General features: G+C 69.6%; 11 protein-coding genes. 7 read left to right on the top strand and 4 right to left on the bottom strand.

What is annotated here, in order from left to right; translation table 11 throughout:
* Window positions 1–148: 148 nt before the first annotated feature.
* Genes ACVWWH_RS14480 through sdhC form a run of 4 tightly spaced genes read right to left on the bottom strand, consistent with a single transcriptional unit; the run spans window position 149 to window position 3,619 of the window.
* Entirely contained in the window at window positions 149–931 is a 783-nt protein-coding gene (locus tag ACVWWH_RS14480; protein ID WP_457317030.1) for a succinate dehydrogenase iron-sulfur subunit, read from the bottom strand.
* A complete protein-coding gene (sdhA, locus tag ACVWWH_RS14475) occupies window positions 931–2,718 on the bottom strand; it encodes a succinate dehydrogenase flavoprotein subunit (protein ID WP_066496854.1) in 1,788 nt (595 codons plus the stop codon). Before sdhA ends, ACVWWH_RS14480 begins: the two co-directional genes overlap by 1 nt.
* Window positions 2,719–2,754: 36 nt before the next feature.
* The gene (locus ACVWWH_RS14470; protein WP_066496856.1) at window positions 2,755–3,237 is read right to left on the bottom strand and encodes a succinate dehydrogenase hydrophobic membrane anchor subunit; all 483 of its coding nucleotides are present in this window, start codon (window positions 3,235–3,237) and stop codon (window positions 2,755–2,757) included.
* A gap of 1 nt (window position 3,238) precedes the next feature.
* On the bottom strand, window positions 3,239–3,619 hold the full coding sequence (gene sdhC / locus ACVWWH_RS14465; protein WP_084249366.1) for a succinate dehydrogenase, cytochrome b556 subunit: 381 nt from the start codon (window positions 3,617–3,619) through the stop codon (window positions 3,239–3,241).
* Between the two features lie 251 nt (window positions 3,620–3,870).
* Here sdhC and ACVWWH_RS14460 point away from each other — a divergent pair, with 251 nt between their 5' ends.
* The 7 genes from ACVWWH_RS14460 to ACVWWH_RS14430 all read left to right on the top strand — a co-directional run bounded on the left by ACVWWH_RS14460 (window position 3,871) and on the right by ACVWWH_RS14430 (window position 12,431).
* The gene (locus ACVWWH_RS14460) at window positions 3,871–5,031 is read left to right on the top strand and encodes a mannose-1-phosphate guanylyltransferase (RefSeq protein ID WP_457317029.1); all 1,161 of its coding nucleotides are present in this window, start codon (window positions 3,871–3,873) and stop codon (window positions 5,029–5,031) included.
* Between the two features lie 24 nt (window positions 5,032–5,055).
* Window positions 5,056–6,255: an amidohydrolase gene (locus tag ACVWWH_RS14455; RefSeq protein ID WP_457317028.1), complete on the top strand. Its 1,200-nt coding sequence runs from the start codon at window positions 5,056–5,058 to the stop codon at window positions 6,253–6,255.
* Window positions 6,256–6,451: 196 nt separating this feature from the next.
* Complete coding sequence (locus tag ACVWWH_RS14450; RefSeq protein ID WP_457317027.1) at window positions 6,452–7,570, top strand: BMP family lipoprotein; 1,119 nt, start codon at window positions 6,452–6,454, stop codon at window positions 7,568–7,570.
* 147 nt (window positions 7,571–7,717) lie between these two features.
* Window positions 7,718–9,289, top strand: coding sequence for an ABC transporter ATP-binding protein (locus ACVWWH_RS14445; protein WP_066496862.1), 1,572 nt, complete (start codon window positions 7,718–7,720; stop codon window positions 9,287–9,289).
* A complete protein-coding gene (locus tag ACVWWH_RS14440; RefSeq protein ID WP_457317026.1) occupies window positions 9,282–10,571 on the top strand; it encodes an ABC transporter permease in 1,290 nt (429 codons plus the stop codon). Before ACVWWH_RS14445 ends, ACVWWH_RS14440 begins: the two co-directional genes overlap by 8 nt.
* On the top strand, window positions 10,568–12,031 hold the full coding sequence (locus ACVWWH_RS14435) for an ABC transporter permease (RefSeq protein WP_457317025.1): 1,464 nt from the start codon (window positions 10,568–10,570) through the stop codon (window positions 12,029–12,031). The genes ACVWWH_RS14440 and ACVWWH_RS14435 overlap by 4 nt, the downstream gene beginning before the upstream one ends.
* Window positions 12,018–12,431: a cytidine deaminase gene (locus tag ACVWWH_RS14430; protein WP_457317024.1), complete on the top strand. Its 414-nt coding sequence runs from the start codon at window positions 12,018–12,020 to the stop codon at window positions 12,429–12,431. Before ACVWWH_RS14435 ends, ACVWWH_RS14430 begins: the two co-directional genes overlap by 14 nt.
* The last annotated feature ends 8 nt before the right edge of the window (window positions 12,432–12,439 follow it).

The raw sequence follows: 12,439 nt of genomic DNA, 5'->3' as shown, positions 1-12,439 counted from the left end.
GCTACCGCTGCCGAACGCTCATCCTCTGACAACGAACTCCATGCATACACAAAACTGCTCCCCTGCAATCGGAACTGAATTTCTCAGTCCAACTCCAGGGGAGCAGTTCAGACGAGCGGCGCCCTTTCGCATGCCGGGCGGCGGTTCCCTACATCTTGCGGTTCAGGATGGCCTGCTTGACCTCGGCGATCGCCTGCGTCACCTGGATGCCGCGGGGGCACGCCTCGGTGCAGTTGAAGGTCGTGCGGCAGCGCCACACGCCCTCCTTGTCGTTGAGGATCTCGAGGCGCATGTCGCCGGCATCGTCGCGCGAATCGAAGATGAAGCGGTGCGCGTTGACGATGGCCGCCGGCCCGAAGTACTGCCCGTCGGTCCAGAACACCGGGCAGGACGAGGTGCACGCGGCGCACAGGATGCACTTGGTGGTGTCGTCGAACCGGGCCCGCTCCTCAGCCGACTGGAGGCGCTCCTTGGTGGGCTCGTGGCCCTTGGAGATCAGGAACGGCATGATCTCCCGGTAGGACTGGAAGAACGGCTCCATGTCCACGATCAGGTCCTTCTCGACGGGCAGGCCCTTGATGGGCTCCACCGTGATCGGCTTGGACGTGTCGAGGTCCTTCAGGAGGGTCTTGCACGCCAGGCGGTTGCGGCCGTTGATGCGCATGGCGTCGGAGCCGCACACGCCGTGCGCGCACGAGCGGCGGAACGAGAGCGATCCATCGTGCTCCCACTTCACCTTGTGCAGGGCGTCCAGGACGCGGTCGGTGCCGTACATCGTCACCTGGAACTCGTCCCAGCTCGACTCCTCGGAGACCTCCGGGTTGTAGCGGCGCACACGCAGCGTCACATCGAACGTGGGGATCTCGCCCCCGCCGCCCACGCTCGCGGGCAGCTCGACCTTGGACGCTGGCTCAGCGGTTGAGGCGGTCATCAGTACTTACGCTCCATCGGCTCGTAACGGGTGAAGACAACGGGCTTCGTGCCGAAGCGCAGGCCCTTGATGCCCTCGGTTTCCGCGGCGTCGTCCTTGTAGAGCATCGTGTGCTTCATCCAGTTGGCGTCGTCGCGATCGGGGAAGTCCTCGCGGTAGTGGCCGCCGCGGGACTCCTTGCGGTGCAGCGCAGCAACGGTCATGACCTCGGCAAGGTCCAGGAGGAAGCCGAGCTCCACGGCCTCGAGGAGGTCGAGGTTGAAGCGCTTGCCCTTGTCCTGGATGCCGATGTTGCGGTACCGCTCGCGGAGCTTGGAGATGTCCGCGAGGGCCTGCGCGATCGAGTCCTTGGTGCGGAACACCTGCATGTTCGCGTCCATGGTCTCCTGCAGGTCCGCGCGGATCGCGGCGATCCGCTCGGTGCCGGAGGCGTTGCGGACGGCGTCGAGCATGGCGACCGTCTCGGCGGCCGGGTTCTCCGGCAGCTCGACGAACTCGGCGGTCTTGGCGTACTCCGCGGCGTTGATGCCGGAGCGCTTGCCGAAGACGTTGATGTCGAGCAGCGAGTTGGTGCCGAGGCGGTTGGATCCGTGCACGGAGACGCACGCAACCTCGCCGGCCGCGTACAGGCCGGGGACCACGGTGTCGTTGTCCTGGAGGACCTCGCCCTTGATGTTGGTCGGCACGCCGCCCATGATGTAGTGCGCGGTGGGGAACACCGGCACGGGCTCCGTGTAGGGCTCGACGCCGAGGTAGGTCCGCGCGAACTCGGTGATGTCCGGCAGCTTCGCGTCGATGTGCGCGGGCTCGAGGTGGGTGAGGTCGAGCAGCACGTAGTCCTTGTTCGGACCGGCGCCGCGTCCCTCGCGCACCTCGTTGGCCATCGAACGGGCCACGATGTCACGCGGGGCGAGATCCTTGATGGTCGGCGCGTAGCGCTCCATGAAGCGCTCGCCCTCGGAGTTGCGCAGGATCGCGCCCTCGCCGCGGGCGGCCTCCGAGAGGAGGATGCCGAGGCCGGCGAGGCCGGTCGGATGGAACTGGATGAACTCCATGTCCTCGAGCGGGATGCCGCGGCGGAACGCGATCCCCATGCCGTCACCGGTGAGGGTGTGGGCGTTCGAGGTCGTCTTGAAGACCTTGCCCGCGCCGCCCGTGGCGAACACGACGGCCTTGGCCTGGAAGACGTGCAGCTCGCCGGAGGCGAGGTCGTAGCTGACGACGCCGGCCACGCGCTTCTGCTGGTAGACGGTGCCGTCCTCGCGGGTCGCCTCCTCTTCGACGACGAGCAGGTCGAGCACGTAGTACTCGTTGTAGAACTCGACGTTGTGCTTGACGCAGTTCTGGTACAGCGTCTGGAGGATCATGTGGCCGGTGCGGTCGGCGGCGTAGCACGCGCGGCGGACCGGGGCCTTGCCGTGGTCGCGGGTGTGGCCGCCGAAGCGACGCTGGTCGATCCGGCCCTCGGGCGTGCGGTTGAACGGCAGGCCCATCTTCTCGAGGTCGAGGACCGCGTCGATGGCCTCCTTGGCCATGACCTCCGCCGCGTCCTGGTCGACGAGGTAGTCGCCGCCCTTGACGGTGTCGAAGGTGTGCCACTCCCAGTTGTCTTCCTCGACGTTGGCGAGGGCCGCGCACATGCCGCCCTGGGCGGCTCCCGTGTGCGAGCGGGTGGGGTACAGCTTGGTCAGCACGGCGGTACGGGCCCGCTGGCCGGCCTCGATCGCTGCCCGCATGCCGGCGCCACCGGCGCCGACGATCACCACATCGTATTTGTGGACCTGCATGCTGTGAAGCTCCATTTCTTGCGGGGGATCCGCTGGTTACGAGGCGGGGCAGTAGTCGGCCACGGTGCGGACACCGTTGACCACCGGGCACGGATCGAAGGTGAAGATCACCAGGGTGCCGAGGATCACGATGATGGCGCTGGCCGCGAAGAGGACCGCCTTGAGCCAGAAGCGGACGGAGTCCCGCTCGGCGTAGTCGTTGATGATGGTGCGCACGCCGTTGGAGCCGTGGAGCATCGCGAGCCAGAGCATGGCGAGGTCCCAGACCTGCCAGAACGGGCTGGCCCACTTCCCGGCGACGAAGCCGAAGTCGATGCCGTGGACGCCCTGGCCGACCATCAGGTTCACGAAGAGGTGGCCGAAGATCAGGACGACCAGGACGATGCCGGACAGGCGCATGAACAGCCAGGCCAACATCTCGAACTGGCCCTTCGGGCCCCCGCTGCGCTTGTACTGCGGGGCGATGCGGCCGGTCACGGATGTGCTGCGCGGCTCGCGGATTTCAGGTGCTGTGGTCATGTCAGTGGGCTCCCAGCGCGAGTGAGAGGTGGCGGATGGCGAAGCCTGCGAACACGACGACCCAGACGATCACGACCGTCCAGAGCATCTGCCGCTGGTACTTGGGGCCGTTCTTCCAGAAGTCCACGAGGATCACGCGCAGGCCGTTGAAGGCGTGGAAGAGGATGGCAGCGACGAGACCAGTCTCGCCGAGGGCCATAAGCGGGTTCTTGTATTCGGCGATGACCGCCGTGTACACCTCGGGGGACACTCGCACCAATGAGGTGTCCAGGACGTGCACCAACAAGAAGAAGAAGATGACGACGCCGGTGATCCGGTGTACGACCCACGACCACATGCCTTCACGGCCGCGGTACAGGGTGCCAGCTGGTTTTGTCGGCACTGAATAAACCTCCCTGCGGGCACCGGCGCCCGCATGGGGCCCATGCGGAGGGGGCAACCGGTGCGGAGTGGCCCTGCTGTGCGTAGGGCGCGCTCACCTAGTCGGATTCCAGCCTAAATCTAGGCATCGCCCACAGCTTACTCAAAAGGGCCTCTGGGGCATGTTAAACCAGTGGGGATTGTCACAGTGCCCCCTCTTGCGGTCCGTGCGCGACCGTGATCCGGGCATCCGGCCCACTACAGTGGGGGGTGATGACAGAGAATACTGCCCCCGTCGCCGGCCCGGCGCCCGCCCCGCAGGATCCGCTCGAGAAGTTCGTCGCGGTGATCCCCGCGGGCGGCGTGGGCACCCGCCTGTGGCCGCTCTCGCGCGCCGCCGCGCCCAAGTTCCTGCACGACCTCACGGGGTCCGGCAGCACTCTCATCCGCGCGACGTACGACAGGCTGACGCCGCTGGCGGGGGGCCGCTTCCTCGTGGTGACGGGCGAGGCCCACCGGGCCGCCGTCTGCCGGCAGATCCCCGAGCTGGACGCGGCGAACCTCGTCCTCGAGAGTGAGCCGAAGGACTCGGGGGCCGCGATCGGCCTTGCCGCGGCGATCCTGTACCGACGGGACCCGGCCACGATCATGGGCTCCTTCGCCGCCGACCAGGTCATCAGCCCCGACGGCGTCTTCCAGGCTGCCGTCCGCGAGGCGATCCTCACGGCCGCCTCGGGCGAGCGGGGGAAGATCGTCACCATCGGCATCGAGCCGACGCACCCCTCCACGGGCTTCGGCTACATCCGCGGAGGCGAGCCGCTCGACGTCGCGGGCGCACCGAGCGCGCGCGCCGTCGTGGAGTTCGTCGAGAAGCCGAACCTCGAGGTTGCGGAGAAGTACCTCGCCTCGGGCGAGTACCTGTGGAACGCGGGCATGTTCGTGGCTCCGGTGGCCCTCATGCTCGAGCACCTCGCGGCGAACCAGCCCGAGCTCTATGCCGGGCTGACGGAGATCGCCGAGGCCTGGGACACCCCGGCCCGCGACGAGGTCGCGGCCCGCGTGTGGCCCACGCTGCCGAAGATCGCGATCGACTACGCCGTCGCCGAGCCGGCCGCCGCCGCCGGGGACGTCGCCGTCGTGCCCGGCGCGTTCCGCTGGGACGACGTCGGCGACTTCGCCGCGATCGGCCGGCTCAACAGCGCCCGGGAGGCCGAGCGCGTGACCGTGCTCGGCGAGGGCGCCAGGGTGTTCACCGAGGACGCGAGCGGCATCGTCGTCTCGGACACGAAGAGGGTCATCGCGCTCATCGGCATCGAGGACGTCGTCATCGTCGACACCCCCGACGCCCTCCTGGTCACCACGACGGAGCACGCGCAAAAGGTCAAGAACGCCGTGGCCGGTCTGAAGGCGAGCGGGGACCTCGACGTCCTCTGAGAACCGTGACGCTAGAGTGAACGGGTGCGAAACTACACGACGGAGACGAAGCCCACGCCCCTCGTAGGCCCCCGTCTCGAGGCCTTCCTGCCCGAGCTGATCCAATTCCGCCGGGACCTCCACTCGCACCCCGAGCTGTCCTTCCACGAGTACCGCACCACGGACCGGATCGTTGCGCGCCTCGAGGCTGCAGGGCTCGCGCCGCGCCGGCTCGATGGCACGGGTGTCGTCGTCGACATCGGCTCCGGCCCCATCGCCACCGCGGTGCGCGGCGACATCGACGCGCTGCCGATCATCGAGGAGACGGGCCTGCCCTTCGCCTCGCGCAACCACGGTGTGACCCACGCGTGCGGCCACGACGTCCACACCACGGTGGCCCTGGGGGTCGCGCTGCTCCTGGCCGAGATGGACCAGGAGACCCCGCTCGAGGGCACCGTGCGGGTCCTCTTCCAGCCGGCCGAGGAGACCATGCCCGGCGGCGCGCTGGCCTGCATGGGCCAGGGCGTGCTCTCCGGCGTGCCGCGGATCATGGCCCTCCACTGCGATCCGCGCATCGAGGTCGGCAAGATCGGCACCCGCATCGGGCCGATCACCTCGGCCTCCGACACGATCCGCATCCAGCTCACCGGCCGCGGCGGCCACACCTCGCGGCCGCACCTCACGGAGGACCTGGTCTTCGCCCTGGCGCAGATCGCGGTCAACGTCCCAGCGGTCCTGTCCCGGCGCGTGGACGTGCGCAGCGGCGTGTCCGTGGTCTGGGGCCAGATCTCCGCGGGCGCCGCGCCGAACGCCATCCCCGCCATCGGATCCATGTCCGGCACCATGCGCTGCCTCGACCGCGAGGCCTGGCACAGCGCCGGCGAGCTCCTCGACGACGTGGTCCAGCAGGTCGCCGCGCCGTATGGGGTCGAGGTGAGCCTCGAGCACATCCGCGGCGTGCCCCCGGTCGTGAACTCCGAGCACGAGACCGCCCTGCTGGAGGCGGCGGCGCGTGCCGAGCTGGGGGAGAACGCCGTGGTGCTCACCCCGCAGTCGATGGGCGGAGAGGACTTCGCCTGGTTCCTCTCGGAAGTCCCCGGCTCCATGTTCCGCCTCGGCACGCACACCCCGGGCGGGGAGGAGTACGACCTCCACCGCGGCGACTACGTGGTCGATGAGGCGGCCATCGGCTGCGGCGTGCAGGTCCTCGCCGCCGCCGCCCTGAGGAGCCTGCGCGACCTCTGAGCCGTCCCCGCGCTGCCACGCTTCGGTGGGGCCTTCCCGTGAGGTTGGTAACGAATCACCAACGATTCGGGGGCGGCCGTCCCGCACGAGTGTGTGAAGGACTCCTTTCGATTACCCTAGTGCGCTGTACCACACGCCCGGCGCGTCCCTCGGGGCCCCGGGGCTGAGGATTCCCTCGTCCACTCTGGAGGACTACTTGAACCGCTTCCGTACCCCCTTCCACCGAGCCGGCGTCGCGGGCGTGGCCCTGGCAGCGGTGTCCGCGCTGGCCCTCGCCGGCTGCGGCTCGGCCCCGCCCACGTCGGGCTCCTCGGGCGGCTCCTCGGCCCAGGCCTCCAACTACCTCGGCTGCATGGTCTCGGACTCGGGCGGCTTCGACGACAAGTCGTTCAACCAGTCCGGCTACGAGGGCCTCCAGAAGGCCGTCAAGGACCTCGGCATCCAGGAGAAGCACGTCCAGTCGAAGGCCGACACCGACTACGACCCGAACCTGCGCTCCATGGTGCAGGCGGGCTGCAAGCTCACCGTCACCGTCGGCTTCCTGCTCGGCGACGCCACTAAGAGCATCGCCAGCGCCAACCCCAACAGCCACTTCGCGATCATCGACTACACGGACCCGGCGTTCCCCAAGAACGTCAAGCCGATCGTGTACGACACGGCCCAGGCCGCGTTCCTCGCCGGCTACCTCGCCGCGGGCGTCTCCAAGACCGGGAAGGTGGCCACGTTCGGCGGCCTCAACATCCCCACGGTGACGATCTTCATGGACGGCTTCGCCGACGGCGTGAAGTACTACAACCAGAAGAAGGGCAAGAACGTCCAGGTCCTGGGCTGGGACAAGGACAAGCAGGACGGCACCTTCGTGGGCGACTTCAAGTCCGTCGACAAGGGCAAGGTCCTCACCCAGGGCTTCCTCCAGCAGGGCGCGGACGTGGTGCTCCCCGTGGCGGGCGCGGTCGGCCCCGGTGCCGCCTCCGCAGTGCTGGACGCCAAGAACGCCGGCCAGGACGCCAAGCTCATCTGGGTCGACTCCGATGGCTACCTCACGGCCCCGGACTACAAGTCGGTCATGCTGACGTCGGTCCAGAAGACCATGTCCACCGCCGTCGAATCCGTCATCAAGGACGACCTCAACGGCAAGTTCGACGCGACGCCGTACGTCGGCACGCTCGCGAACGGCGGCGTTGCCCTCGCCCCGTTCCACGACCTCGACTCGGCGGTCCCGGCGGACATGAAGAGCGAGCTCGACCAGCTCAAGAAGGACATCATCTCGGGCAACATCAAGGTCGAGTCGAAGTCCAGCCCCGTCTCGAAGTAGCGCCGGCCACGATCCCATCCAGCGCTCCGGCTCCACGGTGCCCCGTGCACCGGGCCACCCAGTGCCGCCCGCCGCTCGCCGGCCGGGCGGCGCTGGCGTGCCGGGGAGCAAGCTGGTCCCACCTCATCCAAGGGGACGGTTCCCGCAGTGAAACTCGAACTCCGCGGCATCACCAAGCGCTTCGGCTCGTTCGCCGCGAACGACCACATTGACCTCGTCGTCGAGGACTCGCAGATCCATGCGCTGCTCGGCGAGAACGGCGCCGGCAAGTCGACGCTCATGAACGTGCTCTACGGGCTCTACGAGCCCACCGAGGGCGAGATCCTCGTGGACGGGAGGCCCGTCGCGTTCCGAGGCCCGGCGGACGCGATGGCTGCCGGGATCGGCATGGTGCACCAGCACTTCATGCTCGTCCCGGTCTTCACGGTGGCCGAGAACGTGGCCCTCGGGGCGGAGGCCACGAAGGCCGGAGGCTTCCTCGACCTCGACGCGACCCGGGCCCGGATCCGCGAGATCTCGTCCCGCTATGGGTTCGACGTCGACCCGGATGCCCGCATCGAGGACCTCCCCGTGGGCGTGCAGCAGCGCGTCGAGATCATCAAGGCCCTCGTCCGCGACGCGAAGGTCCTGATCCTCGACGAGCCCACCGCCGTCCTGACCCCGCAGGAGACGGACGAACTGCTCGCGATCATGGACGGGCTCAAGGCCTCCGGCACCTCGATCATCTTCATCTCCCACAAGCTGCGCGAGGTCAAGGCGGTCGCGGACGTCATCACGGTGATCCGGCGGGGCCGCGTGGTCGGCGACGCCCCGCCGTCGGCCGCCCCGGCCGAGCTCGCGGCCATGATGGTGGGACGCCCCGTGAGCCTCACCCTCGACAAGGCTCCTGCCCAGCCCGCGGAGACCACCTTCTCGGTGCGGGACCTGACGCTCGTGGCGCCCACGGGCCAGCGGATCGTGGACGGGGTGTCCTTCGACATCGCGCAAGGAGAGATCCTCGCCGTCGCCGGCGTCCAGGGCAACGGCCAGACCGAGCTCACCGAGGCCATCCTCGGCCTCCACCGGCACGTCACCGGCTCGGTGACCCTCGACGGCGCGGAGCTGCTCGGACGCAGCGTCAAGCAGGTCCTCGAGGCGGGGGTCGGGTTCGTCCCCGAGGACCGTTCGCACGATGGCCTCGTGGGTGCGTTCAGCGTCGCGGAGAACCTCGTCCTGGACCTCTACGACCGCGCGCCGTTCGCCCGCGGGCTCGCGATGAGCCCGGGCCGCGTCGCGGCCCAGGCCAAGGAGAAGATCGAGGAGTTCGACATCCGCGCGGGCTCACCCGATGCGCCGGCGTCGTCCCTCTCGGGGGGAAACCAGCAGAAGGTGGTCATGGCGCGCGAGCTCTCGCGGCCCCTGCGCCTCTTCATCGCCTCCCAGCCCACCCGCGGCGTGGACGTGGGCTCGATCGAGTTCCTCCACCGCCGCATCCTCGCCGAGCGGGACCGCGGGACTCCAGTCATGATCGTCTCGACCGAACTGGACGAGATCATGGAGCTCTCGGACCGCATCGCCGTGCTCTACCGCGGACGCCTCATGGGCATCGTCGACGGTGGCACCCCCCGCGACGTCCTCGGCCTGATGATGGCAGGCATGCATGCTGACGAGGCCGCGGCCGCCGCCGCCGAGGCCCGCCACACCGGCGGCGAGCACACCACAGGAGAGACACATGGCTGACGTGCAGAACGCGCCCGACTCGGCCCAGGCGCCCCAGCCCGTGCCGACCCCGCCGCCCGGCGGTCCCGCCGGCCCCGCGGCGGACGAGTCACTTCTCCGCCGGATCGCCACCGGCACCCCGATGGTGTCCCTGCTGTCCATGGTCCTGGCGATCGTCATCGGCGGGATCCTCATGGCGGTGACCAACCCCAAGGTCGCCACCGCGGCGGGCTACTTCTTCGCCCGGCCCTCCGACACCATCACGGAGGTCTTCCGCCCGTACGCCGCACTGGTCCAGGGCTCGATCTTCAACTGGCAGGGCGCAGACCTCGCCGCGCAGCTCTACCCGCTCGCCGAGACCCTCACGGTCTCGACCCCGCTGATCCTCGCGGGCCTCGGCGTGGCCCTCGCCTTCCGGGCCGGCCTGTTCAACATCGGGGCCCAGGGGCAGCTGATCTTCGGCGCCCTCTTCGGCGCCTACGTCGGCTTCGCGTGGCACCTTCCGTTCGGGCTGCACCTGCTCGTGGTGATCCTCGCCGGAATCGTGGGCGGCGGCATCTGGGGCGGGATCGTGGGCTTCCTCAAGGCGCGCACCGGCGCCCACGAGGTCATCGTGACCATCATGTTCAACTACATCGCGAGCTTCCTGCTCCTGTTCCTGCTCACCACGCCCGCGTTCCAGCGGAAGGGCTCGACCAACCCGATCTCGCCGTTCCTGGACGCCTCTGCCCTGTTCCCGGAGCTCCTGGGGCCGCAGTTCCGCCTGCACGCCGGGTTCATCCTTGCCATCCTCGTCACGTGGGGCGTGTGGTGGATCCTGTCCCGCTCCACCGTGGGGTTCGAGTTCCGGGCCGTCGGCGCCAACCCGAACGCCGCGCGCACGGCGGGCATCAATGTCGGGCGCTCGACGGTCCTGGTCATGGCCCTCGCCGGAGCGCTCTCGGGCCTCGCCGGCATCGCCCAGGTGTCCGGCACCGAGAAGTACCTCTCCGGGGGCGTGGCGGCCTCGATCGGCTTCGACGCCATCACCGTGGCACTGCTCGGCAGGTCGACCCCGTGGGGGACGTTCTTCGCCGGCCTGCTCTTCGGGGCGTTCCGCGCCGGCGGGGTCTCCATGCAGGCCGTCACCCAGACGCCGATCGACATCGTCCTCGTGATCCAGTCGCTCATCGTCCTCTTCATCGCCGCCCCGCCGCTCGTGCGGGCGATCTTCGGCCTCGGCCCGCGCAGGAGGAAGCGCCGCCGGTCCGGGCCACCCACCCCCACACCGGCCGAAGCTGCCGAGAGCGGAGCCGCGTCATGAGCACCAGCACAGCAGCCGCCGCGCCGCAGGCCGCGCGCCCCGTCGCCGCGCCCGTATCCCTCAAGGCCCCGATCGGGCTCAGTCTCCTCGCCGTGCTCGGCACGGTGCTCTTCGGCGCGCTCTCGGGCAGCAAGAACGCCTCGTTCGGCCTCGTCGACGCGGGGCGGGAGGCCTCCGGGGTGGCTGCATGGCTCGCCCTCGCCGTCGCGCTCGTCGCCGCGGCCTGGTTCGGATACCTCCGGTTCTGGGGCCCCCGCGCCGGCCGCACCCCGGCCCGCTGGCTCACCGGGGCGCTCGCCGCCGCGGTCGTCGTGTTCCTCCTGGCGATCCTGGGCGTCGCCGGGGTCACGGTCGTCACCGTCAGCTCGCCCGTCGTCGGCTGGCTCACCGCCGCCGTCATGCTCGCCGGCGCGGCCTACTCGGTGTGGCTCGCCTCCGCGCGGCGCCCGACGCCGGGCTGGGTCGGCGCCGTCTTCGCCGTCGCCTTCCTCGTGGGCTTCCTCGTGTGGATCGTGGCCGGCGGCCGCGACCAGACCCCCTTCATCTCCCTCGCCGGCCTGCTCGCGGGTGCCGTCACGCTCTCGGTCCCGCTCGTGTTCGGCTCCCTCTCGGGGGTGCTGTGCGAGCGGTCGGGCATCGTCAACATCGCGATCGAGGGCCAGCTGCTCATGGGCGCCTTCAGTGCTGCGGTCGGCGCCACCCTCGCGCACAACGTGTACGTGGGCCTCGTCGCGGCGGCGGTGGCCGGGGCGCTCGTGTCCCTCATCCTCGCCCTCGTGAGCATCAAGTACCTGGTGAACCAGATCATCGTCGGCGTCGTGCTCAACGTCCTCGTGGTCGGGCTGACCAACTTCCTCTTCTCCACCCTGCTCACCGAGGACCCCGACGGGCTCAACAAGCCCCCGCACCTGGGCACCATCGAGATCCCCATCCTCGCGGACGTGCCGGTGATCGGGCCGATCCTCTTCCGCCAGTCGCTCGTGGGCTACCTGATGTACATCGCCGTCGTGGTGGTCTACGTGGGGCTGTTCCACACGCGCTGGGGCCTGCGCGTGCGGGCCGTGGGGGAGCACCCCCAGGCCGCGGACACCCTGGGCGTCAACGTCAACCGGACCCGGTTCTGGAACACGATCCTCGGCGGGGCGGTCGCGGGCATCGGCGGCTCGTTCTTCACCCTCGTCGCCGTGGACGCGTTCAGCAAGGAGATGTCCGCCGGCCGCGGCTACATCGCCCTCGCCGCCCTGATCTTCGGGCGCTGGAACCCGATCGGGGCCTTCCTGGCCTCGCTCCTGTTCGGCTTCGCCGACAACCTCCAGAGCATCATCACGATCATCGGCTCGCCGGTCCCGAGCCAGTTCATGGCCATGCTCCCGTACGTGGTCACCGTGTTCGCCGTCGCCGGGCTCGTCGGCCGCTCGCGGCCGCCGGCCATGGAGGGCATCCCGTATGTCAAGCAGTGAGCCCACGGCACCCGAGGTCGACTGGGACGCCCTCACCGCGGCGGCCACCCGGGCCATGCACGCCGCCTACGCGCCGTACTCGGACTTCCCCGTCGGCGCGGCGGCGCTGACCGACGACGGCCGGATCATCACCGGCTGCAACGTCGAGAACGCCTCGTACGGGCTCACCCTCTGCGCCGAGTGCACCCTCGTGGGCCAGCTCCGGCTCGGCGGCGGCGGCCGGATCGCGGCCTTCGCCTGCGTCGACGCGTCCGGCAGCGTGCTCATGCCGTGCGGCCGCTGCCGCCAGCTCCTCTACGAGTTCCGCGCGCCCGGGATGGTGCTGCTCACGGTGAGCGGCGTGCGGACCATGGACGAGGTGCTCCCCGACGCGTTCGGGCCGCAGAACCTGCAGAACTGATCGACGGA

The organism is Sinomonas sp. RB5 (assembly GCF_054063535.1).
Note: the sequence above shows the minus strand (reverse complement) of the source record. Positions and strands in the feature narration are given on the sequence as shown.